Annotated in this window: 24 protein-coding genes; 20 read left to right on the top strand and 4 right to left on the bottom strand. The window is 46.9% G+C overall.

Going from position 1 to position 23,563, the window contains the following annotated elements:
- Positions 1 to 22: 22 nt before the first annotated feature.
- Positions 23 to 925 carry a YegS/Rv2252/BmrU family lipid kinase gene (locus tag BTR1S_RS08515; RefSeq protein ID WP_029419398.1) on the bottom strand — a complete coding sequence of 301 codons (903 nt, stop codon included), beginning with the start codon at positions 923 to 925 and terminating at the stop codon, positions 23 to 25.
- A 138-nt stretch (positions 926 to 1,063) separates the two neighbouring features.
- Between BTR1S_RS08515 and BTR1S_RS08510 the strand changes: the two genes are divergently transcribed.
- From BTR1S_RS08510 to BTR1S_RS08490, 5 genes are all read left to right on the top strand, one after another.
- Positions 1,064 to 1,501 carry a BrxA/BrxB family bacilliredoxin gene (locus BTR1S_RS08510; protein WP_006637471.1) on the top strand — a complete coding sequence of 146 codons (438 nt, stop codon included), beginning with the start codon at positions 1,064 to 1,066 and terminating at the stop codon, positions 1,499 to 1,501.
- A 219-nt stretch (positions 1,502 to 1,720) separates the two neighbouring features.
- Positions 1,721 to 2,485 (top strand): arginine ABC transporter substrate-binding protein ArtP, encoded by a 765-nt coding sequence (artP, locus tag BTR1S_RS08505; RefSeq protein ID WP_006637470.1) that lies wholly within the window; start codon positions 1,721 to 1,723, stop codon positions 2,483 to 2,485.
- Positions 2,486 to 2,572: 87 nt separating this feature from the next.
- Positions 2,573 to 3,235 carry an arginine ABC transporter permease ArtQ gene (gene artQ / locus BTR1S_RS08500; protein WP_006637469.1) on the top strand — a complete coding sequence of 221 codons (663 nt, stop codon included), beginning with the start codon at positions 2,573 to 2,575 and terminating at the stop codon, positions 3,233 to 3,235.
- Entirely contained in the window at positions 3,228 to 3,950 is a 723-nt protein-coding gene (gene artM, locus BTR1S_RS08495; protein WP_006637468.1) for an arginine ABC transporter ATP-binding protein ArtM, read from the top strand. Before artQ ends, artM begins: the two co-directional genes overlap by 8 nt.
- A gap of 79 nt (positions 3,951 to 4,029) precedes the next feature.
- Positions 4,030 to 4,989: an aromatic acid exporter family protein gene (locus BTR1S_RS08490; protein ID WP_029419399.1), complete on the top strand. Its 960-nt coding sequence runs from the start codon at positions 4,030 to 4,032 to the stop codon at positions 4,987 to 4,989.
- A 160-nt stretch (positions 4,990 to 5,149) separates the two neighbouring features.
- Here BTR1S_RS08490 and prli42 read toward each other — a convergent pair whose 3' ends face one another.
- The gene (gene prli42 / locus BTR1S_RS22475) at positions 5,150 to 5,242 is read right to left on the bottom strand and encodes a stressosome-associated protein Prli42 (protein ID WP_152419319.1); all 93 of its coding nucleotides are present in this window, start codon (positions 5,240 to 5,242) and stop codon (positions 5,150 to 5,152) included.
- Between the two features lie 102 nt (positions 5,243 to 5,344).
- Between prli42 and BTR1S_RS08485 the strand changes: the two genes are divergently transcribed.
- From BTR1S_RS08485 to BTR1S_RS08475, 3 genes are read left to right on the top strand one after another with little or no spacing between them, the layout of a single operon-like run.
- Positions 5,345 to 6,862 (top strand): acyl-CoA carboxylase subunit beta, encoded by a 1,518-nt coding sequence (locus BTR1S_RS08485; RefSeq protein ID WP_006637466.1) that lies wholly within the window; start codon positions 5,345 to 5,347, stop codon positions 6,860 to 6,862.
- A 20-nt stretch (positions 6,863 to 6,882) separates the two neighbouring features.
- Complete coding sequence (locus BTR1S_RS08480; protein ID WP_006637465.1) at positions 6,883 to 8,001, top strand: tripeptidase T; 1,119 nt, start codon at positions 6,883 to 6,885, stop codon at positions 7,999 to 8,001.
- Positions 8,002 to 8,019: 18 nt separating this feature from the next.
- Positions 8,020 to 8,484 carry a chemotaxis protein CheW gene (locus BTR1S_RS08475; RefSeq protein ID WP_006637464.1) on the top strand — a complete coding sequence of 155 codons (465 nt, stop codon included), beginning with the start codon at positions 8,020 to 8,022 and terminating at the stop codon, positions 8,482 to 8,484.
- Between the two features lie 41 nt (positions 8,485 to 8,525).
- Here BTR1S_RS08475 and BTR1S_RS08470 read toward each other — a convergent pair whose 3' ends face one another.
- Together BTR1S_RS08470 and BTR1S_RS08465 are read right to left on the bottom strand one after the other, a co-directional pair.
- The gene (locus BTR1S_RS08470) at positions 8,526 to 9,326 is read right to left on the bottom strand and encodes a membrane protein insertase YidC (protein ID WP_034326532.1); all 801 of its coding nucleotides are present in this window, start codon (positions 9,324 to 9,326) and stop codon (positions 8,526 to 8,528) included.
- 72 nt (positions 9,327 to 9,398) lie between these two features.
- Positions 9,399 to 9,686: a hypothetical protein gene (locus BTR1S_RS08465; protein WP_006637462.1), complete on the bottom strand. Its 288-nt coding sequence runs from the start codon at positions 9,684 to 9,686 to the stop codon at positions 9,399 to 9,401.
- Positions 9,687 to 9,765: 79 nt separating this feature from the next.
- Here BTR1S_RS08465 and BTR1S_RS08460 point away from each other — a divergent pair, with 79 nt between their 5' ends.
- The 12 genes from BTR1S_RS08460 (at position 9,766) to BTR1S_RS08405 (ending at position 23,512) form a co-directional block, all read left to right on the top strand.
- The gene (locus tag BTR1S_RS08460) at positions 9,766 to 11,022 is read left to right on the top strand and encodes a DNA polymerase IV (RefSeq protein WP_006637461.1); all 1,257 of its coding nucleotides are present in this window, start codon (positions 9,766 to 9,768) and stop codon (positions 11,020 to 11,022) included.
- Between the two features lie 86 nt (positions 11,023 to 11,108).
- Positions 11,109 to 12,518 (top strand): NADP-dependent phosphogluconate dehydrogenase, encoded by a 1,410-nt coding sequence (gene gnd / locus BTR1S_RS08455; protein WP_029419400.1) that lies wholly within the window; start codon positions 11,109 to 11,111, stop codon positions 12,516 to 12,518.
- A gap of 123 nt (positions 12,519 to 12,641) precedes the next feature.
- On the top strand, positions 12,642 to 13,427 hold the full coding sequence (locus BTR1S_RS08450) for a glucose 1-dehydrogenase (protein ID WP_006637459.1): 786 nt from the start codon (positions 12,642 to 12,644) through the stop codon (positions 13,425 to 13,427).
- A 140-nt stretch (positions 13,428 to 13,567) separates the two neighbouring features.
- Complete coding sequence (locus BTR1S_RS08445; protein WP_029419401.1) at positions 13,568 to 15,229, top strand: alkaline phosphatase; 1,662 nt, start codon at positions 13,568 to 13,570, stop codon at positions 15,227 to 15,229.
- 158 nt (positions 15,230 to 15,387) lie between these two features.
- On the top strand, positions 15,388 to 15,696 hold the full coding sequence (locus BTR1S_RS08440) for a PTS sugar transporter subunit IIB (protein ID WP_006637457.1): 309 nt from the start codon (positions 15,388 to 15,390) through the stop codon (positions 15,694 to 15,696).
- Positions 15,697 to 15,701: 5 nt separating this feature from the next.
- The gene (locus BTR1S_RS08435; RefSeq protein WP_006637456.1) at positions 15,702 to 16,061 is read left to right on the top strand and encodes a PTS sugar transporter subunit IIA; all 360 of its coding nucleotides are present in this window, start codon (positions 15,702 to 15,704) and stop codon (positions 16,059 to 16,061) included.
- Positions 16,062 to 16,065: 4 nt separating this feature from the next.
- Positions 16,066 to 17,379 (top strand): PTS cellobiose transporter subunit IIC, encoded by a 1,314-nt coding sequence (gene celB / locus BTR1S_RS08430; protein WP_029419402.1) that lies wholly within the window; start codon positions 16,066 to 16,068, stop codon positions 17,377 to 17,379.
- Between the two features lie 15 nt (positions 17,380 to 17,394).
- Positions 17,395 to 18,810: a glycoside hydrolase family 1 protein gene (gene gmuD, locus BTR1S_RS08425; protein ID WP_006637454.1), complete on the top strand. Its 1,416-nt coding sequence runs from the start codon at positions 17,395 to 17,397 to the stop codon at positions 18,808 to 18,810.
- Between the two features lie 142 nt (positions 18,811 to 18,952).
- Positions 18,953 to 19,666, top strand: a complete 714-nt coding sequence (locus BTR1S_RS08420; RefSeq protein WP_006637453.1) for a GntR family transcriptional regulator — start codon at positions 18,953 to 18,955, stop codon at positions 19,664 to 19,666.
- Between the two features lie 264 nt (positions 19,667 to 19,930).
- A complete protein-coding gene (locus BTR1S_RS08415; RefSeq protein WP_029419403.1) occupies positions 19,931 to 20,920 on the top strand; it encodes a TAXI family TRAP transporter solute-binding subunit in 990 nt (329 codons plus the stop codon).
- Positions 20,921 to 21,018: 98 nt separating this feature from the next.
- Positions 21,019 to 21,537 (top strand): DUF1850 domain-containing protein, encoded by a 519-nt coding sequence (locus BTR1S_RS08410; protein WP_006637451.1) that lies wholly within the window; start codon positions 21,019 to 21,021, stop codon positions 21,535 to 21,537.
- On the top strand, positions 21,530 to 23,512 hold the full coding sequence (locus tag BTR1S_RS08405; RefSeq protein WP_006637450.1) for a TRAP transporter permease: 1,983 nt from the start codon (positions 21,530 to 21,532) through the stop codon (positions 23,510 to 23,512). Before BTR1S_RS08410 ends, BTR1S_RS08405 begins: the two co-directional genes overlap by 8 nt.
- Positions 23,513 to 23,563 lie beyond the last annotated feature (51 nt).

The following is a 23,563-nucleotide window of genomic DNA, read 5'->3' as shown; positions in this document are numbered from 1 at the left end:
CAAAAAGCTGGCCCGAAACGGGTCAGCTTTTTTCTCTATCTCCCGGGGCGAGCATGCGTACATGCCCGCTCAGCACTTCAATTGAAGCGGGGGTCTGCGTGTAAATTTCACCATCAGTATCGGCATCCATCTTTTCAGCGGTCTCCACTTTGATTGTCTTTCCTTGATAATATGAAAGCTCCCCTCCCAAAGATTCAAGCTCAGGCTCTTCCATGGCAAAGAGCTCTTTTAATGCGGCCAGATTCGTGTTCCTGCACACGAGGACATCCGCTTTGCCGTCATGAATGCTTGCTGTGGGAAGCGGAATCCGGCTGGTTCCGATAAACTGCCCGTTCAGCACCAAGATCATCACCGCTTCATCCGTCAAATCGTCTCCGTCAATCGACAGCTTGAAGGGAAACGGCTTGAGGTTCGAGATCATCCTCAACGCACTGGTAAAATAGCTGATTCTTCCCAATAGCGCTTTTTCTGTCTGATTGATATGGCTTGAAGCCTTTGCAATAAACCCGATGCCCCAGAAGTTTAAACAATAATGCTCCTCTGTTTTCAGGACATCGACAGAGACCGGCTCTCCGTTGACAAGCGCTTCCGCCGCCTTTTCAATGTTCTGCGGAATCTGAAGCGCCCGCGAAAAATCGTTGCATGTTCCGCCCGGCAGAATGCCGATCTGAGGCTTCGCTTTCTGCGGACTGATTCCGTTTATGCACTCGTGGACTGTTCCATCCCCGCCTAGTATGAATAATTGATCGATATCTTCCCCGACATCCCGGCAAAAGTGAAAAGCATCGTGCTTCTGCCTCGTCGGTTTAACGATCAATTCATCTATTTTTTGAGAAAGAATCGGTACAACGGCGCCCAGTGTTTTTTGGATATGTTTTTGACCGGCATTGCCGTTGTAAATCAGCATGGCTTTTCTTTTGTTCATATGGCTCACCTGTCCTCTTTTTTATGTTTCCCCGATCGTTCCCCGCGGTAAACCTTACAGGGGATGAAACAGCTGATTTGCGGTATCGGCGGTTTCAAAGTATCATTAAAAAAGATGATGAAAAAGGAGAGGACTTAAGTGAACATGGATTTTAATTTGTTTATGAATGATGTCGTCCGCCAGGCAAGACAGGAAATATCGGCCGCCGGGTACAAGGAATTAAAAACGGCCGAAGAGGTTGATGAAGCGCTGACGAAAAAAGGGACGACGCTTGTCATGGTGAACTCTGTCTGCGGCTGTGCCGGCGGAATTGCAAGACCTGCCGCTTATCATGCTGTCCACTATGATAAACGGCCTGATCATCTCGTAACGGTTTTTGCCGGCCAGGACAAGGAAGCAACGGCGAGAGCCCGGGAATATTTTGAAGGGTATCCGCCATCGTCTCCGTCGTTCGCTTTGCTAAAAGACGGCAAGATTTTAAAGATGGTTGAGCGCCATGAGATTGAAGGATATGAGCCGATGGCCGTCATCACGAAGCTTCAGGGACTGTTTGAGGAGTATTGTGAAGAAGTATAAAGAACACCGCCTGCCGATTTGTACGGCAGGCTTTTTTTGTATAAAAAATTCATATATATGCAATTGGACGGATAGAAGCGACAGGGGGGGATTCATTTATACAAGCCGACGAAAAGGTTTTTTAGTTATTTTTTAAAATAGTATTGCAATAGACTCAGAAAATGTTTAAAATACATATCAACGAATAAATATTCAAAATGATTCAGGGGGATACACAACATGAAAAAATGGCTTTTACTGTTAGTGACAGCGTGTGTCACATTTGCTTTGGCCGCTTGCGGGACGAGCAGCTCAGACGATAAAAAAACATTGGTGATGGGAACGTCTGCTGACTATCCGCCTTTTGAATCGAAAGACGGAGACAAAATCGTCGGATTTGACGTCGATTTGGCCAAGGCGCTTGCGAAAAAAACAGGCCATGACATCGAAGTCGAAGATATGGATTTCAACGGATTGGTGACAGCCCTTAAAACAAACAAAGTGGACATCGTACTGTCCGGGATGACACCGACCCCTAAACGCAAAAAGCAAGTCGATTTTTCAAAGGTTTACTACACGGCTCACAACATGATCGTCACGAAAAAATCGAGCGGCATCAAATCGCTGGAAGACCTGAAAGGTAAGACGGTAGGCGTCCAGCTTGGTTCCATACAGGAAGAAAAAGCGAAGGAACTGACTTCAGACTACGATTTGAAAGTTGAAAACCGCAACCGCATTTCAGATTTAACTGAAGAAATCAAAGCGGGCCGTTTTGATGCAGCGATTATCGAAGACATTGTTGCCGAAAAATATATCAATAAAAATGCAGAACTCGTCGGTTTCAACCTTCCAAAAGAACCGGATGAAAAAGCCGGATCCGCGATTGCCTTTAAAAAAGGAAGCGATTTGACGGAGAAATTCAACAAAGCGCTTGATGAAATGGAGAAAAGCGGAGAATTGGATAAATTGAAAGAAAAATGGTTCAGCGGAGACACACAAAAGTAAGCATAAAAGTTCAACTCTTTTGTTGAACTTTTTTTGCTAAGGTGCGATTGTACGTCTCTGTATGGACGCGGGAGAAGGAGAGTCATTATGAATTTTCTTGATTTTTCAAGTACGATACCGGAAATGCCCTTTATATTGGAAGGGCTTGGCGTTACATTGAAAGTAGTCGCCGCTGCGGCGGTATTTGGATTTTTGCTCGGGGTTTTCATCACCCTTCTGAAAATCAGCTCGATAAAAGGCCTCGCTTGGATCGCTGATTTTTATACATCGATCTTCAGGGGGACGCCGCTCGTTCTCCAGCTGATGATTGTTTACTACGGCCTGCCTCAGGTTCTGGGATTTGATATCGATGCCTACTGGGCGGCGGTGATCGCGTTTGGTTTGAACTCTGCCGCCTATGTATCGGAAATCATCAGGGCCGGAATCAATGCGATCGACAAAGGCCAGAAAGAGGCAGCGATGGCACTTGGTGTGCCATATGCGAAAATGATGAAGGATCTCCTGCTGCCGCAGGCTTTTAAAAATATCATGCCCGCACTTGTCAACGAATCGATTACACTGACGAAGGAATCGGCGGTTGTGACGGTGATCGGCCTAGGCGATATTATGAGACGCAGCTATCAGGCGGGAGCGGCGATTTACAGTCCCCTTGAACCGATGCTGTTTGCAGGCCTCATCTACTATGTGCTCGTTCTGATTCTGACGTTTGCCGGCAAAGCGATTGAAAGGAAGCTGAATGTCAATGATTAACGTTAGCAATCTCTCAAAATCCTACGGAAAGCTCGAAGTGCTCAAAAATATTTCCGTTTCCTTTGAAAAAGGCGAAGTGGCCGCGGTGATCGGCCCGTCCGGTTCGGGAAAATCGACATTTTTGCGCTGTTTGAACCTGCTTGAAAAGCCGACGGAAGGAAGCATATTCATCAAGGATCAGGAGATTACGGACAAGAAAACAAATGTGTTGAAAATCAGAGAGAACATCGGAATGGTCTTTCAGCATTTTCATTTGTTCCCGCATAAAACCGTTCTTGAAAACATCATCTATGCGCCTGTCAATGTCAAAAAAGAAAGCAGGGAGACAGCGGTTAAAAAGGCGGAAGAGCTGCTCGAAAAAGTCGGGCTTCTCGATAAAAAAGACGCCTATCCAAACCGGTTGTCAGGCGGACAAAAGCAGCGGGTGGCCATCGCCCGGGCGCTGGCGATGAATCCGGACATCATGCTGTTTGACGAACCGACGTCAGCGCTTGATCCCGAGATGGTGAAGGAAGTGCTCCAGGTCATGCAGGATTTGGCGAAAACCGGAATGACGATGGTGATCGTCACGCACGAAATGGGTTTTGCAAAAGAAGTCGCCGACAGGGTGCTGTTTATGGATGGAGGAACCATTGTCGAAGACGGAGACCCGAAAACATTTTTTTCTTCTCCAAAATCGCAAAGAGCTCAAGACTTTTTGGAGAAAATACTATAAAATAATCGGAAGAAGACATAGTTCTTCTTCTTTTTTGATTTATTTTAGCAAACTATTGATTAAAAGATTGGGGTTTACGATGTTTAAAATAGGTTACCGCACGTTAAAAACAGCGCTTGGAACGGCACTTGCCATCTATATTGCCCAGCTCCTGGGCCTGCATAATTTTGTTTCAACAGGCATTATCACCATCCTTTGTATTCAAGTGACGAAAAAGCGCTCTCTTCAGGCGTCATGGGCTCGCTTTGCTGCATGCTGCCTGGCGATTGTTTTTTCATATATGTTCTTCGAACTGATCGGCTATCATCCGGCTGTCATCGGCCTCATGCTTTTATTTTTCATTCCGACAACCGTTATCCTGAAAATCAAAGAAGGGATCGTCACAAGCTCGGTTATCATTCTTCATCTCTATATGTCTGAAGGAATTACGCTTTCTCTCATCTGGAATGAATTCTTAATTATCATTACCGGGATCGGCGTTGCGCTTCTCATGAATTTGTACATGCCAAGCTTGGACAAGCAGCTCAAGAAGTACCAGCAAAAAATCGAAGACAATTTCGCGAAAATTTTTGAGGAAATCGAGCGCTATCTGCTGACAGGGGAACAGGACTGGACGGGAAAGGAAATACCTGAGACGCACCGGTTGATCAATACAGCGAAAACACTGGCATACCGCGATGTGGAAAATCACTTTATGCGCCACGAAAATTTGTATTACAACTATTTTAAAATGCGTGAAAAACAGTTTGAAATCATTGAAAGGGTGCTTCCGAAGATTACGTCGATCTCGATGACGGTTGAGCAGGGGCATATGATCGCAGAGTTTATTCATGACTTGAGAGGGGCCATCCATCCGGGAAATACGGCTCATAAATTTTTAAAGCGTCTCGTGAAGATGAGAGAGGAAATTGAGGAGATGGAGCTGCCGACGACGCGTGAAGAATTTGAAGCGCGCGCAGCCCTTTTCAATTTTCTCGGTGAAATGGAACAATATTTGGTGATCAAAAGTTATTTTAAAGGGATTAAATCTCCTGCCTGATCGCATGAGTTTCTCCTTCATTGGTCAATCTAATGAAGAAGGAGAAGCTCATGCTTTTTTTCTTTCTTTTGCCGACAATCCAGCCCCATATATCAGACGCGCTGTCAAAAAAACAGGCCGCTTTCCTGAGAAAGGGCCTGCTCCTTCCGCCGCTTCTGTATTAAAACATCATGCTGATTCCTGAAAGAAGGCTCGTCAGCACCATGATACCGATCATTACAAAAACCATGATTTTAATCATTTTTTGAGACAAGCTGTTCACCTCTGTTTTAGTTTTTCTTCTACCATTTTATCCTGCTTTTCTTCAGCGGACAAGTTTGTGAGGATGAGAAATTTTATGGGAAGGAGCGGAAGAATGAATATGTATGACAGGCTTGATGATTTAGATAAAATCCGCCAAACTGCTGCGCTTGGCGGAGGACCGGAAAAGATCGACAGACAGAAGCTGAAAGGGAAGCTCACTGCGAGGGAGCGGATCGAACTTTTGCTTGATAAGGGCAGTTTTGTCGAGCTGAACGCTTTTGTGCGAAGCAGGCAGCCCGGCGGCCCTTTAGGCGATGGCGTTGTAACGGGGGTTGGAAAAATTCATGGAAGGCCCGTCTCTTTATTTTCCCAGGACTTTACCGTCAGCGGAGGGGCGCTCGGAGAGATGCATGCCAAAAAAATAGCGGACGTCATGGATTTTGCCTTTAAAAATAAGACGCCTTTCATAGGTCTTAACGACTCAGGTGGTGCGAGAATTCAAGAGGGTGTGCTATCATTAAATGGATACGGTCATATTTTTCACCGAAATGTCCTTTGTTCTGGCGTCATTCCGCAAATCTCTGTCATCCTCGGTCCATGCGCCGGCGGTGCCGTTTATTCTCCGGCTTTGACCGATTTTGTTTTTATGAATGAAAAAACGGGGCGGATGTTCATCACAGGGCCAAAAGTCATCAAAACAGCTACAGGAGAGCATGTCAGCCCCGGTGAACTGGGCGGCGCATCCATACATAATTCAATCAGCGGCAATGCTCATTTTTCCGGGGATTCCGATGAGTCTGTCCTTCAAGAGGTGCGAAAGCTTTTATCCTATCTTCCGCAGAATCATGAAGAGAAGCCGCCGGTCCGGCCGCGGCCTGCAGAGGATGATGATTTGAGACCCGGCTTGATGACTTTATTGCCGGAAGACAGCCAGCGTCCGTATGACGTGAAACAGATCATACGGGAAATCGCTGACAACGGCACATTTTTTGAGGTGCAAAAGCATTTTGCGAAAAACGCGGTGATCGGTTTTGCAAGAATTGCAGGAGAAGCGGCGGGTATCGTCGCCAATCAGCCGAAGCATTTGGCAGGCAGTCTGAACATCGATGCAGCTGATAAAATATCCCGTTTTATTCGTTTTTGTGATTCTTTTCATATTCCCATTTTGACGCTTGTTGATGTTCCAGGCTTCCTGCCGGGAATTCGCGAAGAGCATGGCGGCGTGATCAGGCACGGAGCCAAAATCCTGTATGCATATGCCGAAGCTTCTGTAGCCAAGGTAACGGTGATTGTAAGAAAAGCGTACGGCGGTGCTTATGTGGCTTTAAACAGCAAGGCGCTTGGAGCGGATGCCGTATTTGCCTGGCCGAACGCCGAAATCGCCGTCATGGGAGCCGGGGAAGCCGCAGATATTTTGTTTGCGGGGGAAAAGGGTCCTGAAGCTGAGAAAGAGCGGCACATGAGGGCATTCGAGAAAGCTGCAAGTCCTTTTACTGCCGCCCGCCATGGGATGATCGACGATATCATCGATCCGAAAGAGACGCGGAAGAGGCTGATTCAAACATTTGACATGCTGAAAAACAAACGGGACATCCGGCCGGACAAAAAGCATGGAAACATACCGCTATAAAAATAGGAGGGGAAACGAATATGAATGAAAAACGCCTTTTGGAAGAGTTCTTAGAACTCGTGCAAATTGATTCTGAAACAAAACATGAAGCAGACATTTGTAAAGTGCTGAAAGAAAAATTTACGGCTCTCGGACTGGATGTTTTTGAGGATGACAGCGCGAAAGCGACAGGACACGGGGCGGGTAATCTCGTATGCACGCTTCCGGGAACAAAAGAAGCGGATACAATCTATTTTACGTCACATATGGATACCGTTGTCCCTGGCAATGGTGTGAAGCCGGTCGTGGAAAACGGCTACGTCAAAACGGACGGAACGACGATTTTGGGTGCCGATGATAAAGCCGGGCTTGCGGCAATGCTTGAAGCCATAAAGGTTTTACGGGAAAAGAATATTCCCCATGGAACGGTTCAATTTATCATTACGGTCGGTGAAGAGTCGGGACTTGTCGGAGCGAAAGCCTTGGACCGTTCGCTCATTCAAGCAAAATACGGATATGCCCTTGATTCCGACGGCAAGGTCGGAAATATCATTGTAGCCGCTCCGACCCAAGCGAAAATGAAGGCCTCAATTTACGGAAAAACAGCCCATGCGGGAGTTGAACCGGAAAAAGGCGTTTCCGCGATTACGATCGCTTCAAAAGCGATTGCCAAAATGCCGCTGGGCCGCATTGATGAGGAGACAACGGCAAATATCGGCCGCTTTGAAGGCGGAACACAAACCAATATCGTCTGCGATCAGGTTGAGATATTGGCAGAAGCCCGTTCGCTCGTTCCGGAAAAAATGGAAAAGCAAACCGAGAAAATGAAGCAGGCTTTTGAAGCGGCAGCCGCCGAAATGGGAGGCCGCGCCGAAGTGGAGATTGAAGTCATGTATCCCGGCTTTAAATACAAAGATGGAGACCTCGTGGTCGAGGTTGCGAAAAAAGCCGCCGAAAAAATCGGCCGCCCATACGAACTGCTGACGAGCGGAGGCGGCAGCGACGCCAATGTCATTGCGGGCCACGGTATTCCGACCGTCAACCTTGCTGTAGGATATGAACAAATTCATACGAAAAATGAAAAAATGCCGGTTGAAGAGCTTGTGAAAACAGCTGAAATGGTCATTGCGATTATTGAGGAAGTTGCAAATCCTTCATAATAAAGGCAGGGGTTCAACGTGGAAAATCAACATGCCATACTTTTTCAAGTGAATCAGGAAGACTATGGAGCGGACATCCGTCATATTCAGGCGATTGAACGGATGGGACATCTGAAAGAGATCAGCGGGCTTCCTCCCGAAGTCCGCGGGATCTCCAAGATTCGGGAAGAGATGATTCCGGTGATCGACGCCGGCGTCATCCTCCACCATAAGCCGCTTTCGATTGACGAAAAAAGCAAGCTGCTGATTTTTTCATCAAAGATAGGCCTGGCCGGCTTGCTTGTATCAGATGCAAAAGAGATGATTGCGATTCATGAGGGTGACATCAAACCCTTTCACTTACAGTCGGATTGCTTCAAAGGCGTTCTGGAACGAAACAGTCAGCTGATCATTCAATTGGATCTGGACGCCGTCACGGGAAGAATTGCCGGATTTGAGACGATTTCCGAACACATTGATCATGAACACACGACTGCCGGCTGACAGAAATCAAAAAAGGCTGCGCCCAATAGGCGCAGCCTTTTTTATTTCGTAGCTGTTTCAGCCGGCTGTATGCTTTTGTTCTTTTTATACATTTGATGAAAGACGAAGTTTTGAACGGTCAGAAACATTCCGCTTGTCATCCAGTAGAGCGGAAGGGCCGCCGGTACGTTGATTGAAAAGACCGTCATCATCACAGGGAAAAAGAAGCCCATGATTTTGGCTGACTGCTGTGCCGCCGGGTTTGACTGCGCCGCGTTCTGTGCATTTAATTTTTGCGATACATAAAACTGGATAAAATACATCAGGCCGGCGCATAAAGACATGATGATATCCGAATGTCCCAAGTTGAACCAAAGGAAAGTATGTGTGGCAATTTCAGGCGTCGAGCGGATGGCGTAATAAAAACCGATCAAAATCGGAAATTGAATCAGCATCGGCAGACAGCCGATCGCCAGCGGATTGATGTTGTGCTTTTGGTAAAGCTTCATCATTTCCTGCTGAATTTCCCTTTGTTTCACAGGGTCTTTCGTCTTTTTCAATTTGCTTTGAATGGCATCCATTTCAGGCTTGACGAGCGCCATTTTTTCCTGCATGGTCCGCTGTTTTTTGTACTGATTGGCAAACAGCGGCATCACGAGAAAACGGACGATGATCGTCACGACAATGATCGAAAGCCCGTAGCTGCCGTTGAAAAATCCGGCGATTCCTTTAATCAGCTCTGAGAAAGGAAGCACAATATAATGCTGGAAAAAGTTCCCGTCAGAACTCGGAGCTCCGGTTGCAGCTGAGGCATGCCCGCCTACAGCCAAAAACATCAATAAAGATATTGCGATTGTAAACATTTGCTTTAATTTTGTGGTCAACACATTTTCCTCCTTCTTATCCGGGGCCCGCAGCGAGCACCCGTACACCTGTTAAATTGAAAGAAGAAGGAAACGATGGTCTTCATCATCATTCGACGAAGCCTTCATGCGAATCACTTTACTAATCCATAAGGTAATGCGATGATATAGGATAACGAGAAAATCGATTCTATAAATAAAATGAATCGGTTTATTTTCTTCAATCCGTTTTGTTTTCCAATTTTCACCCGTATAGCAATTTCTTAAAATAAGGGCGATTCCGATCGCCGTCAGCGCGGGTAAAATGATTGTGAAAAACTCAAACAGAAAAAATGCATCATTAAAGGATTCGAGAATCACGATTATCACTTCCGTTTCAATAACATCTTACTATAAGTATGGTTGATATGTCTAATCAGAAGATGAGGAGGAAGCCGTTTTGACTGGCGGGAAACATAAAGGAAGAGTCATTTTTCATATTGATATGAACAGCTTCTACGCTTCCGTTGAAACGGCGTATGACCCTTCATTGAGCGGAAAGCCCCTCGCCATTGCAGGGAATGCGAAAGAAAGAAAAGGGATTGTCGTTACATGCAGCTATGAAGCGAGAGCCCGCGGCGTGAAACCCCCTATGCCGCTGTGGGAGGCAAAGCGCCTCTGTCCGGAGCTGATCGTAAAACCTCCGAACTTTGACCGCTACAGAAGCTCTTCAAGGGAAATGTTTCAAGTGCTGAGAGAATACACGGATCTTGTGGAGCCTGTATCGATCGATGAAGGATATATGGACCTTACGGACACGCCGTATCGGGAAAAAGCGTATAAAACAGCCCTGGAAATCCAGGAGCGTCTGCAAAAAGAGCTGCTTCTGCCGTCAAGCATCGGAATCGCGCCGAATAAATTTTTGGCGAAAATGGCTTCGGATATGAAAAAGCCGCTTGGCATTACCATTTTGAGAAAACGTGAGGTGCCTGACGTACTCTGGCCCCTTGATATAGCCGAGATGTACGGAATCGGCCAAAAGACCGCTGAAAAGCTGAGAACGCTGAACATTGAAAAGATCGCGGATCTGGCCCGCGCAGACGAAGTCGCTTTGAAGCAGCTTTTGGGCATCAACGGCCCGAGATTAAAAAGAAGGGCGAATGGAATCGATTTTGGCGAGGTAAACCCCGACAGAATTTATGAGTTTAAAAGCGTCGGCAATTCTTCGACGCTTCCGCATGACAGCACAGATGAAAAGGAACTCAACCGGCTTTTTGACAAGCTGTCCGCATCTGTCAGCAACAGGCTGAAGCGAAAGGAAGTCATGGCTTCGAAGCTCTTTATCATGATCCGCTACGCCGACTGGACGAACATGACGAGAAGCAAGACCCTTCAAAATCCGACCGATCAAGCAGATGAGATCGCAGAGGAAGCAAAAGCGCTGTTCAAACAGCATTGGCAAGGTGATGCGGTCAGGCTGCTGGGCGTTACGGGGACAGGGCTTGTCAAACGGACGGAGGCTTTCAAACAGCTCGATTTGTTTTCGTTCGAAGAGGATGCCAAGGATGAACCGATTCAAAAGCTGGTGGAAGAACTGAATGAAAAATTTGGAACAGCGCTGATCAAAAAAGGGGTCAAAGCCGTCGAAAAAGAAAGCAACACGAGCGGAACAAGCTTTAACAAAGATTTTTTCCAAGAAGGAAGAAAAGATCAATAGCTTGAAAATGTGGGTCAAAGTATGGTAATTTCAATTTAAATAAAAATTAAATTATTAATGCAAAGCGTTTAGAAGGGACGTTAGACATGGCAAAACAGCAAATAGGTGTAGTTGGTTTAGCAGTTATGGGAAAAAACTTGGCTTTGAATATTGAAAGCCGCGGATTTTCGGTTTCTGTCTACAACAGATCAAGCGAGAAAACGGAAGAGTTTTTGAAAGAGGCCGAAGGCAAAAACGTTGTCGGCACATACAGCATTGAAGAGTTTGTCGCATCTCTTGAAAAGCCCCGCAAAATCTTGCTGATGGTCAAAGCGGGAACGCCGACAGACGCTACAATCCAGTCGCTCCTGCCTCATCTTGAAAAAGGCGATATCCTGATTGACGGCGGAAATACATATTATAAAGATACGCAAAGACGCAATAGGGAGCTTGCCGAAAGCGGTATTCACTTTATCGGGACCGGGGTCTCCGGCGGTGAAGAAGGCGCGCTGAAAGGCCCGTCTATTATGCCTGGCGGGCAAAAAGAGGCTCACGAGCTTGTCAAGCCGATTCTTGAAGCGATTTCCGCAAAAGTGGATGGAGAACCTTGCACGACTTATATCGGGCCGGACGGTGCGGGCCACTACGTCAAAATGGTCCACAACGGCATTGAATACGGCGACATGCAGCTGATCTCCGAATCTTACTTCATTCTGAAGAATCTTCTCGGCTTATCATCTGATGAGCTTCATGAAGTGTTCGCAGAGTGGAACAAAGGAGAGCTTGACAGCTATCTGATCGAAATCACTGCTGATATCTTCACGAAAAAAGACGAAGAAACAGGCAAGCCGATGGTTGACGTGATTTTAGACAAAGCAGGCCAAAAAGGAACAGGAAAATGGACAAGCCAGAGCGCGCTTGACCTTGGCGTTCCGCTTCCGATTATTACGGAATCCGTGTTTGCACGTTTCATCTCGGCGATGAAAGAAGAGCGCGTCAAAGCGAGCAAGCTGCTTACAGGTCCTGAAGCGAAACCGGTAACGGAAAACAAAGAAGAACTAATTGAAGCGGTCAGAAAAGCCCTCTTCATGAGCAAAATCTGTTCTTATGCGCAAGGCTTCGCCCAAATGAAAGCCGCTTCAGAAGAATACGGCTGGGATTTAAAATACGGTGATATCGCGATGATTTTCCGCGGTGGATGCATCATCCGCGCAGCCTTCCTGCAAAAAATCAAAGATGCGTATGACCGCAATCCTGAACTTGACAACCTGCTGCTTGACCCTTATTTCAAAGACATTGTTGAAAGCTATCAAGGAGCACTTCGCAAGACGGTTTCCCTTGCGGTTGAACAAGGAATTCCGGTACCGTGCTTCTCAAGCGCTCTCGCTTATTTTGACAGCTACCGCACAGCGACGCTGCCGGCCAACTTGATTCAGGCACAGCGCGACTACTTTGGCGCCCATACGTATGAGCGTACAGACAAAGAAGGCATTTTCCACACTGAGTGGATGAAATAAATGATAGCGACAAACCGCAGCCATAACGGCTGCGGTTTTTTTGGTTCCTGCCGGATGCATGCTTTCCGCCGTTCTGTGGCAACCTATCAGAACAAATCGTTTTCATAAGGAGGAATCAAAGACATGTATCCAAGTTTACATGGAAAAACGGTTGTGATCACAGGGGCCGGCACGGGCCTTGGGAAAGCGATGGCATTGCGGTTCGGTGCGGAAAAGGCCAACGTCGTCATCAACTATTTTAAAGAAGAAGAAAACCCGGAAGAAACGGTAACAGAAATTGAAAAAAGCGGCGCCAAAGCGGTCGCTTTTCAGGGGGACGTCTCAAAAGAAGAAGACGTAAAAGCGCTTATCAATAAAGCGGTTGATTCGTTTGGCTCGGTTGACATCATGGTGAATAATGCCGGCGTTGAAAATGAAGTCCCTTCAGAGGATTTGTCGCTGGAAGATTGGAATCGCGTGATTTCAACCAATTTGACGGGAATGTTTTTAGGATGCCGGGAAGCGATCAGCTATATGATTGATAACGGAATCAAAGGGTCTGTCATCAATATGTCATCCGTTCACCAGCAGATTCCGTGGCCTCACTTTGTGCATTATGCAGCAAGCAAAGGGGGGGCGAAATTATTGACGGAAACGCTCGCTCTTGAATACGCTCCGAAAGGCATCCGTGTGAACGCCATCGGACCAGGTGCGATCGATACGCCGATTAACGCCGAAAAATTTGCAGATCCTGAATTGAAAAAAGGAGTTATCGAACTGATTCCGATCGGGTATATCGGAAAACCGGAAGAAGTGGCGGCCTGCGCGGTCTGGCTGGCGTCGGACGAAGCAAGCTATGTCACGGGGCTGACGCTTTATGTTGATGGCGGAATGACGAAATATCCGGGTTTTCAGGCTGGAAAAGGATAAGGCAAAAAGAAGGCGAAAGGCCTTCTTTTCATCATACTACATGAATATTTACATAAGATTAATAGAAAATAAAAGACCTGTTTACAAGGGAATGATAGTGTAGGCTTGTCAGTAAAAAAGCAGTTTTGGAGGGAGTACAGATGGGATTTTTCCGCAACAGAATTGTCGGCATCACATTAGCGGGTGCTGTAGCCTTAGGGTCGGCGGGAACAGGCAGCGCCGCAATGGAAACAGCGAAGAAAAAAGAAGATCGCAAAGCCAAAAACGTCATTATGATGGTAATGGATGGAACAAGCTCCACAGCTACAACTTTGGCGCGTTGGTATAAAGGCGAACCGCTTGCATTGGACAGCATTGTGACAGGCGGAGTCAGAACGTATTCGGCAGAATCGGCGATTACAGATTCAGCGCCTGCCGGAACGGCCATGGCCACGGGCAACAAGTCAAACTCCTCATATGTCGGAGTGAAGCCTTCAGTGGTGAATTCGCCGGGGGCCGAGCCTGTCAGTGAAAAAGATCATTATCGTCCTTTGGCAAATGTGCTGGAAGGAGCGAAAAAGACCGGCAGAGCAACCGGTATCATCGCGACATCAGAAATTCAGCACGCTACGCCAGCTTCCTATTCCGCCCACCATTTGAACCGTAATAACTTTGAAGTGCTCGGGGAACAACAGGTCTATCAAAACATGGACATTGTCCTAGGGGGAGGAAAGGATTCGCTTCAGCCGGGAACGAAGGAAAAAAACCGCAAAGACAATGAAGACCTCGTGAACGTGATTCAAGAGAAAAAGTATGATTTTGTGGAAACAAAGGATGAACTCCTCCGTTCCAAATCAAAAAAAATCTGGGGCGCCTTTTCCCAGCGCGACCTCGCTTATGACATGGACCGGGGCACTACACATCCCGAACAGCCGACGCTTGCCGAGATGACGAAAAAATCGATTCAGACGCTGTCAAAGGATAAAGACGGTTTCTTCTTATTTGTCGAAGGAAGCAAGCCGGACTGGGCGGCGCATCAAAATGATCCGATCGGCATGATCAGCGATGTGCTGGCATTTGATAACGCAGTCAAAGAAGCACTGGAGTTCGCCAAAAAGGATAAGAATACAATGGTCATCGCCGTCTCCGACCATGGAAACAGCGGGATTTCGATCGGCAACAGCAATACGACAAAAGGCTATGATCAAACACCTGTATCGGCATACATTGATCCGCTCAAAAAAGCGAAAATGACGCTTGAGGGCGCCACAGGCAAATTAAAAGATGATTTGTCAAACATTGAAGAAGTCGCCCGGCTGTACGGACTGGACAATTTAACAGCACCCGAAAAAGAACAGCTGAAAGGCGCGAAAGACAAAAAAGCTGTCGGCTCTGTTTTGGTTAAATTGCTCGGAAACCGTGCGAATCTCGGCTTTACAACTGGAGGCCACACAGGGGAAGACGTCTTCCTGTATTCGTATGGACCGGAAAAACCGCAGGGGCTTATCGAGAATACCGACATAGCCAAGACAATGGCCAAAGCGATGGGATTCAATTTAGACAAATTAACAAACGAAATCTTTATTGAAGCCGGCGAAGCGTTCAAAAAAGCAGGCGCCCGCGTCAAAGTTGATAAAAAAGACCCTGCAAACCCGGTGCTTACCGTATCGCGCAAAAAAGCAAAAGCAGAAATGCCGGTCAACAAAAACATCATCCGGATCAACGGAAAAGAATATGAATTAAACAGCGTCATCGTCGAAAGCAATGGATCGTTTTATGTGCCGAAAGAAGCGGTCCGCCTCTTTCAGAAAAAAGCGCGGTAAACGGGTTTGTACAAAAGTCCTCTCAATTGAGAGGGCTTTTTGTTTTGTATCAGTCAAAATAAATACAAACATTTATTTTTAAATGTATAGACATTTAAAAATAAAAAGTTATAATAATAGATATTGAAAGCGCTTTTAAATATAGAAAGGGGATCATTATGAAAAAAATATTATTGGCATGCAGTTCAGGAATGTCGACAAGCCTTCTCGTCACCAAAATGGAGGAATACGTAAAGTCAATCGGTGATGAAGCCAAAATTTGGGCGGTAGGGCAAGACCAGGCCAAAAAAGAAATGGAACAGGCGGATGTTGTGTTAATAGGGCCGCAAATGAGCTTTTTAAAAGATGAGCTGCAAAAAGAAGCGGACAAATACGGAATCCGGGTTGATGTGATTGATATGATGGCATATGGAATGGCAGATGGAAAAAAAGCGTATGAACAGGCGGTAAGCCTGATGGGAGATTGATTGAAATGGAAAAGACAAAACTTAATAAATTGACAGACGAACAAATTTGCTTTCAGTTGATTCTTCACAGCGGGAATGCCCGCAGCAAGGTTATCCAGTCCTTGAGGGAATACCGGGCAGGGAGCGTCGGGAAAGCGGAGAAGCTGCTCGTTCAGGCCGAAGAAGACCTGAGGCAGTCCCATGACATTCATTTTCAAATGGTTCAGCAAGAAGCCGGCGGCAAGAAACAGGATGTTTCTCTGCTTCTAATCCATGCGGAGGACCATTTGATGTCGAGTCTCACGATGAAGGAACTGGTTTATGAGCTTCTGGAAATTTTCAAAGACAAAATTCAAGATGCGCCAAATAGAATAGAAGGGAGATAAGTCCATGTTTGAGAAACTGAGCCGTTTTTTAGTTCCGATTGCCGGCAAGCTTAATAACAACCGGTATTTAGGCGTGCTTAGAGACGCGTTCATGCTGGCATTTCCACTCACGATTTTTGGGTCGATTATCGTTGTCATCACAAATTTGCCGTTTCTTGATAAAATGATGAGCAAATCAGCGCTTGAAGCGTTTCAATCTGCTTTAAGCATCGCGCCGAGTGCGACGATCAATATCATGTCCGTTTTCGTCGTCTTCGGGATCGGCTATTATCTGTCAAGAAGTTATAAGGTTGAAGCTGTTTTTGGGGGAGTCGTCGCATTGGCAGCCTTTCTCATTTTGACGCCGTTTATGTTAAACGGCGAAGGCGGACAAACGATCGCCAATGTCATTCCGGTTGACAGGCTCGGTGCGAAAGGAATGTTTCTCGGAATGATCACCGCCTTCACAGCAGCCGAGATTTTCAGGTTCTTCGTCCAAAAGAATTATACGATCAAAATGCCCGCGGGCGTTCCGCCTGCAGTGTCGAAATCATTTGCGGCGCTGATTCCGGCCGTAATGACGCTGTCAGTCTATTTAATCATCAATATCATCATAACCCAGGCGTTCCATTCGAATTTGCACGATTTGATCTACAACCTTGTTCAAGCTCCGCTTGTCGGACTTGGAAGCGGTATTATCCCGACTTTGATCGCGATATTTTTTACCCAGCTGCTGTGGTTTTTCGGACTGCACGGCCAAATCATCATCAACGCGGTCATGGACCCGATTTGGAATACGCTTTCACTTGAAAATTTAAACAGCTATACGGCAACAGGGGAAGTGCCGCATATTATCAATAAGCAGTTCATGGAAGTGTATACCGTCGGCATGGGCGGTACCGGTATGACCTTGGCCGTCATTGTCGCGATTTTGTTGTTCATGAAAAGCAAGCAGCTCAAACAGGTAGCCAAGCTTGGAGCGGCTCCGGGCATCTTCAATGTCAATGAGCCGATTATTTTCGGACTGCCGATCGTCATGAATCCGCTGATTATCATACCGTGGGTATTGTCACCGATGATCGTCACGCTGATTACGTATTTTGCCATGGCATCAGGTCTCGTCCCGCCGCCTACCGGTGTGACGATTCCCTGGACGGTTCCGATTTTTATCAGCGGAATGATGGCGACCAACTCGCTTGCCGGGGGCATCCTGCAAATTGTCAATTTAGCCGTCGTCTTTGCAATATGGTTTCCGTTCCTTACATTCATCGACCGGATGAACGTGAAAAAAGAACAGGAAATCAATGTGCCTGACCAAAATAAGACGATAGGATTGTAAAAGGAGACTGATCACATGTCAAAAACAGAAGTAAAAACAGCACAGGCCCAATACCGGTTTCCAAAAGGCTTCTGGTGGGGATCGGCAGCCTCCGCCACCCAAATCGAAGGGGCGGCGAATGAAGGGGGAAAAGGGAAAAATATTTGGGACCACTGGTACGAAATAGAGCCGAACCGCTTTTTTGACGGTGTGGGTCCTGAGGAGACATCAAGATTTTACGAGACGTATAAGGAAGATATTCAGCTGATGAAGGAGCTTGGACACCATTCGTTCCGTTTTTCGATATCCTGGTCAAGGCTTTTCCCCGAAGGAAAAGGTGAGTTGAACCCGGAAGGCGCTTCCTTTTACAGCGATGTGATTGATGAACTGACGGCGGCAGGCATCGAGCCTTTTGTCAACCTTTATCATTTCGATATGCCGATGGCCCTTCAGGAAATCGGCGGCTGGGAAAACCGTGAAGTCGTCAGCCATTTCGTCTCCTATGCAGAAACATGTTTCCGCCTATACGGAGACCGGGTGAAAACATGGTTTACCCATAACGAACCGATTGTCCCCGTGGAAGGCGGCTATTTATACGATTTTCATTATCCGAACGAAATTGATTTTCAAAAAGCGGTTCAGGTCGCTTACCATGAAATTTTGTCAAACGCCAAAGCTGTAGAAGCATACCGGAAGCTTGGCGGAGACGGGAAAATCGGCATTATCTTAAATGTGACGCCGTCCTATCCGCGAAGCCGTCATCCCGAAGATGTGAAAGCATCAGAAATAGCCGACGCCTTTTTTAACAGATCATTCCTTGATCCAGCGGTTAAAGGGGAGTTTCCTCAGCTTTTGGCCGATATCATAAAAGAAGAAGGTTTTCTTCCCGATATGGAACCGGGGGATTTGGAGCTGATCAAAAACAATACGGTTGATCTGCTCGGAATCAACTATTATCAGCCGAGACGGGTCAAGGCAAAAGAACACCTGCCTCATCCGAACGCGCCTTTTACGCCTGAACGCTTCTTTGACCATTATGAAATGCCCGGAAGGAAAATGAACCGCCACCGCGGCTGGGAGATTTACGAGAAAGGAATTTACGACATTTTGATGAATCTCAAAAACAACTACGGGAATATTGAATGCTTTATTTCTGAGAATGGCATGGGGGTCGAAGGGGAAGAACGCTTCCGCGGGGAAGACGGGATGATTCAGGATGACTACCGGATTGAGTTTATAAAAGAGCACTTAAAATGGGTCCACAAGGCGATTCAGGAAGGTTCGAATGTGAAGGGCTACCATCTGTGGACGTTCATGGACAACTGGTCATGGACGAACGCTTATAAAAACCGCTACGGATTCGTATCCGTCAATCTTGATAAAAACGGAGAACGGACGGTGAAAAAAAGCGGGTATTGGTTTAAACGCGTGATAGATAACAACGGTTTTTAAATGTTACGGCTAAGGATTTTGGAGTCCATATGAATCAGAAAGAGATGGTCTTTTCGGCCATCTTTTTATTTCAACCGAGAAATCGATATAATAATAAAGAAGCTTGGTATAAAACAGAATCCTTAGTACTGGTGGTTAAAACATGAGAAAATACGAATATATTTCTAATGAAATGAGGAGAAGAATCCGGGAAGAGTACTACTCTGCCGACCAGCCGATACCTGATGAACTTTCTCTTGCCAAAGAATTTGACTGCAGCAGAATGACGATGAAAAGGGCTCTCGATATCCTCGTATCGGAAGGGATGCTTTACAGGAAACGGGGACACGGCACCTTTATTATCAAATCGTCCATTCATGATCTTCCCGTCAGTGTGACCGACCGCGAAAACCTCGGACTGACAAAGCTTCTTGCCAACAAGCAGATTGAAAGCAGCATCATTCAATTTGATGTCGAATTTCCGTCAAATGAAGTAGCAAAGCGACTATCAATCGAAAAAAACGTTCCGGTGTACCACATTATCAGGCTGCGGAAGGTGGAAGGCGAGCCGTATGTTATTGAAAAAACGTATATGCCTTCAAACCTGATTTCAGAATTGAATGAAGAGGTGCTTCACGGTTCTGTTTATCGGCATATTACCGAAACATTAAAACTGACAATCGCCGGCTCCCACCGGAAAATCAGGGCGGATAAGCCGACGGAGCTGGACCGGAAGTATTTGGAGTGCGCCTATGACGATCCGGTGCTGGAAGTCGAACAGGTCGCTTTTTTAAATACCGGCGAGCCTTTCGAATATTCGTTTGCACGGCACCGTTATGATAAATTTGTGTTTTCCAGCGTCCATATTCGAAAATAGCCAGAAAACCTGCAGCTTTTAGCAGGTTTTCGTTTTGTTTTGGAATACAACCTTCCATCATCCTTGCCCTTCGCCTGGCCAATGATTAAGATGTCCAGGAAGGCATCCTGATGTGGACGGGATTTTAGGATGACGCGGCATATTAAAAACTGCCCGCACATAAAATTAACTAAACAGTTGAAATTTAACGAATTTATTGACAACTAGTGCATTTTTTATGATCCATGAGATTGATATTTGTATAACAAAAAAGGGGGAAAATGCATGAAAAGGTGGAAAGCCATATCGTTGCCGGCGTTTTTGCTGACTCTTGTCATGGGGCTGGCCGCATGCGGAAGCAATGATGCCTCAAGTGACAAGGAAGGCGGATCTGCGTCTAAAGGGTCAGGAAGCTACAGCCTGCTGACGGGCGGTACAGGCGGTACATATTATCCGCTTGGAGGACAGTTTGCAAACCTTTGGGAAGAAGCGACAGGCGATAAATTTACGACACAGACAACAGGCGCCTCAGCTGAAAATATGGCCACTCTCCAAAAAGGTGAGGCTGAAGTCGCTTTTTCACAAACCGACATTGCCACATATGCCATTGAAGGAAAAGAGATGTTCAAGCAAAAAATTGACGGAATCAAAGCGATTGCCGCCCTTTATCCTGAAACCGTTCAAATCGTAACGACAGAAAAGAGCGGAATCAAATCTGTTGACGATTTAAAAGGCAAAACGGTCTCTGTAGGTGCCGCAGGTGCAGGGGTCAATATCAATGCGAAGCAGATTTTGGAGGTCCACGGGCTCACCTTTGACGATATTAAACCGCAAAATCTATCGTTCGAAGAATCAACCGACGGCATTCAATCCGGAGCGATCGATGCTGCATTTATTACGGCGGGAACGCCTACCGGGGCAGTTGAAGGGCTTTCCGCCCAAAATAAAATCAAGATTTTAAATATTGAAGAAGACAAGCAGAAAAAGCTGATCGAACAGTATCCGTTTTACGCCAAGGACACGATTAAACGCGGCACCTACGGCATTGGCCAAGATGTCAGCACCGTTGCCGTTAAAGCGATGCTCGTCGCCACCGACAAGCTTGATGAGGATACGGTCTATCAGATGACGAAAGCGCTGTTTGAAGCAGATAAAATCAATCATGCAAAGGGTGAGTTTATTAAGCCGGAGACAGCGCTCGAAGGGTTGGGCGATATCGAGATTCACCCGGGCGCCGCCAAATACTTTAAAGAAAAAGGGATCGAAAAATCGTAATCTGCGATTGTCTTTGATATGTAAATATCTGAAACGATAGACCGCCGCACCTGAAACCATGGTCTATCGTTTTTCTATCAGCGGAGGATATGCGGATCATGGGAAAACAGAAAAAGCTTGCATGGCTTGCGGCTGTATGCTGCGCCTGTATGGTGACGGCGGCCTGTATGATTCCGTATATGCCGGCCGTTGTATTCAAGAAAGAAGACAGCGATGATGTCATGGCTTTTCTTCCCCTGCAAAAGGAAAAAACGTTTGATATCATCTATACGCATTCCATCCACAAAACAAAAGTGGCAGAAACGTATGTGTGGGAAAACGGGGTGATCCGGCAGACTGCCCTGGTATATCATGATCCGGCGGTCGGCATGCCGGCAAATGCGGAACAGGGAGAAAAGCTTATCATTACAGACGGAACTTACACCCTTTCCAATATGAAGCGGACGTTTCCGTACATCGATATGCGGATCGGAAGGGTGAGGGCAAATCACAGGCTCAAGTACAAAGGCAAGGAATACGAATTAAAGCGCTATATTCCCCCGGGTTCGTGGACAAGGATGTCGGTTCAAAAAATCAATGTTTTGCAGCAATTGAAGGGAGTGGAGATAAATGGCTGAACAAAAGGAGCACGGGATGTCGCTTTCTGAAAAAGAGCAGCAGGAGCTGCTGGAAAAATACGATCCTGAGGCCGGGACGAGAAAGCTTGCGGGCTGGGCTGGGATCATCGCTTTCGCCGGCCTTCTCAGCTTTTCATTATTCCAATTATACACGGCCATTTTCGGGGTGTTTCCAGCGCAAATCCAAAGATCGGTTCATTTGGGATTTGCGCTCGGCCTGATCTTTTTGCTGTTTCCGGCGACAAAGAATCTCAAGGCAGCCGGAACATGTAAAGTGGCCTGGTATGACGCGGTTTTAGCCGTTTTAGGAGCAGGAGTCGGCGTCTATTGGGTCATCAATTATGAAACGATCGTCACAGGAATCGGCCTGATTACAACTGTTGACTTCTATGTCGGATTATTGGCTGTCCTGCTCGTATTGGAAGCGACGAGAAGAGCCGTCGGGCTGCCGATTACGATCATAGCCGGCTTGTTTCTGTTGTACGGCCTTTACGGCTCCAGTCTGCCCGGTTTTTTGTCCCACAACGGACTGACGCTGGAACGGCTTATTCAGACCATGTATTTTACAACGGAAGGCATCTTGGGGACACCGCTGGCCGTCTCCTCAACCTTCATTTTCCTGTTTATTTTATTCGGCGCCTTTCTCGTTCAAACGGGTGTGGGACAATATTTTAACGATCTCGCCGTGGCGGTTGCGGGAAGAAGCACGGGGGGACCCGCCAAAGTGGCAATCTTCTCAAGCGCCCTGCAGGGAACGATCAGCGGCAGCTCTGTTGCCAATGTCGTCACATCCGGATCGTTTACGATTCCGATGATGAAAAAGCTCGGCTACAAAAAAGAGTTTGCCGGTGCGGTGGAAGCGTCAGCTTCGACCGGCGGCCAGCTGATGCCTCCGATTATGGGAGCGGCTGCTTTTTTAATGGTGGAGTTTATCGGCGGCGGAATTACGTACTGGGACATCGCAAAGGCGGCCGCAATACCGGCTGTGCTTTACTTTACGGGAATTTGGATCATGACCCATTTTGAAGCGAAGCGGCTCGGTTTGAGGGGTTTGAGAAAAGAAGAGATGCCGAACCGCAAAGAGGTATTTAAAAAAATCTATCTCCTCCTTCCGATTGTTGCGGTCGTCTTTCTTTTAATGACCGGGATCACTGTCATGCATGCGGCATTGTATTCGATCGTCCTGGCTGTCATTGTCGGCTTTTTTAACAAGGATACAAGAATGGGCGTCAAAGGCATCATTCAGGCCCTTGCTGACGGGGCGAGAATGGCGCTTTCTGTCGCTGCCGCGACGGCGGCGGCCGGCATTATTGTCGGCGTGGTAACAAAGACAGGGCTCGGTTTGAAGCTTGCCAACGGGCTGCTTGATTTAGCCGGAGGAGCTTTGCTGCCATCTCTCTTTTTGACGATGATTGCCGCCCTCGTCCTTGGGATGGGATCGCCTACAACGGCTAACTATGTAATTACATCGACGATAGCGGCGCCGGCGCTTATTATGCTGAGCGTGCCTGATCTGTCGGCTCATTTGTTCGTCTTTTACTTTGGGATTGTCGCTGATATTACACCGCCGGTCGCCTTGGCTGCGTTTGCCGCGGCGGGTGTTGCGGGGGGCGAGCCGATCAGGACCGGTGTCATTTCCGCCAAATTGGCCGTTGCCGCCTTTATCATCCCGTATGTTTTCGTACTATCGCCTGAGCTGCTGCTGATTGATGCCCACTGGTATGAAATCATTTGGGTCATCTTTACGGCATTGGCAGGAATGATTGCTATCGGAGCGGGGATGATCGGGTATTGGATGAGGAAAGTGTTCTGGTTTGAAAGAATCCTTGCGGCGCTCAGCGGCCTTTTGCTGATTTATCCTGAAGGATACACAGATATGATAGGGCTCGGTATATTCCTTCTCTTATTCATCCTTCAGCTGATATGGAAACGCGATAGAAGCCGCCCTGAAGAAATACCGGCGCTGAAAGCGTAAAAAAACAGCCTTCAATTTTTGAAGGCTGTTTCAGCGTGTCGACAAACCCTC

The sequence above is a fragment of the Bacillus sonorensis NBRC 101234 = KCTC 13918 genome (assembly GCF_001592005.1).
In the GTDB taxonomy this organism is placed as follows: Bacteria; Bacillota; Bacilli; order Bacillales; family Bacillaceae; genus Bacillus; species Bacillus sonorensis.
This window is presented reverse-complemented; position numbering and strand designations above follow the sequence as displayed.

Excerpts from the sequence above, each read along its gene's own strand:
- BTR1S_RS08515 (WP_029419398.1), bottom strand. The coding sequence starts at position 925 with ATGAACAAAAGAAAAGCCATGCTGATTTACAACGGCAATGCCGGTCAA.
- artP (WP_006637470.1), top strand. The coding sequence starts at position 1,721 with ATGAAAAAATGGCTTTTACTGTTAGTGACAGCGTGTGTCACATTTGCT.
- artQ (WP_006637469.1), top strand. The coding sequence starts at position 2,573 with ATGAATTTTCTTGATTTTTCAAGTACGATACCGGAAATGCCCTTTATA.
- artM (WP_006637468.1), top strand. The coding sequence starts at position 3,228 with ATGATTAACGTTAGCAATCTCTCAAAATCCTACGGAAAGCTCGAAGTG.
- BTR1S_RS08490 (WP_029419399.1), top strand. The coding sequence starts at position 4,030 with ATGTTTAAAATAGGTTACCGCACGTTAAAAACAGCGCTTGGAACGGCA.
- BTR1S_RS08485 (WP_006637466.1), top strand. The coding sequence starts at position 5,345 with ATGAATATGTATGACAGGCTTGATGATTTAGATAAAATCCGCCAAACT.
- BTR1S_RS08480 (WP_006637465.1), top strand. The coding sequence starts at position 6,883 with ATGAATGAAAAACGCCTTTTGGAAGAGTTCTTAGAACTCGTGCAAATT.
- BTR1S_RS08470 (WP_034326532.1), bottom strand. The coding sequence starts at position 9,326 with ATGTTTACAATCGCAATATCTTTATTGATGTTTTTGGCTGTAGGCGGG.
- gnd (WP_029419400.1), top strand. The coding sequence starts at position 11,109 with ATGGCAAAACAGCAAATAGGTGTAGTTGGTTTAGCAGTTATGGGAAAA.
- BTR1S_RS08450 (WP_006637459.1), top strand. The coding sequence starts at position 12,642 with ATGTATCCAAGTTTACATGGAAAAACGGTTGTGATCACAGGGGCCGGC.
- BTR1S_RS08445 (WP_029419401.1), top strand. The coding sequence starts at position 13,568 with ATGGGATTTTTCCGCAACAGAATTGTCGGCATCACATTAGCGGGTGCT.
- BTR1S_RS08440 (WP_006637457.1), top strand. The coding sequence starts at position 15,388 with ATGAAAAAAATATTATTGGCATGCAGTTCAGGAATGTCGACAAGCCTT.
- BTR1S_RS08435 (WP_006637456.1), top strand. The coding sequence starts at position 15,702 with ATGGAAAAGACAAAACTTAATAAATTGACAGACGAACAAATTTGCTTT.
- celB (WP_029419402.1), top strand. The coding sequence starts at position 16,066 with ATGTTTGAGAAACTGAGCCGTTTTTTAGTTCCGATTGCCGGCAAGCTT.
- gmuD (WP_006637454.1), top strand. The coding sequence starts at position 17,395 with ATGTCAAAAACAGAAGTAAAAACAGCACAGGCCCAATACCGGTTTCCA.
- BTR1S_RS08420 (WP_006637453.1), top strand. The coding sequence starts at position 18,953 with ATGAGAAAATACGAATATATTTCTAATGAAATGAGGAGAAGAATCCGG.
- BTR1S_RS08415 (WP_029419403.1), top strand. The coding sequence starts at position 19,931 with ATGAAAAGGTGGAAAGCCATATCGTTGCCGGCGTTTTTGCTGACTCTT.
- BTR1S_RS08410 (WP_006637451.1), top strand. The coding sequence starts at position 21,019 with ATGGGAAAACAGAAAAAGCTTGCATGGCTTGCGGCTGTATGCTGCGCC.
- BTR1S_RS08405 (WP_006637450.1), top strand. The coding sequence starts at position 21,530 with ATGGCTGAACAAAAGGAGCACGGGATGTCGCTTTCTGAAAAAGAGCAG.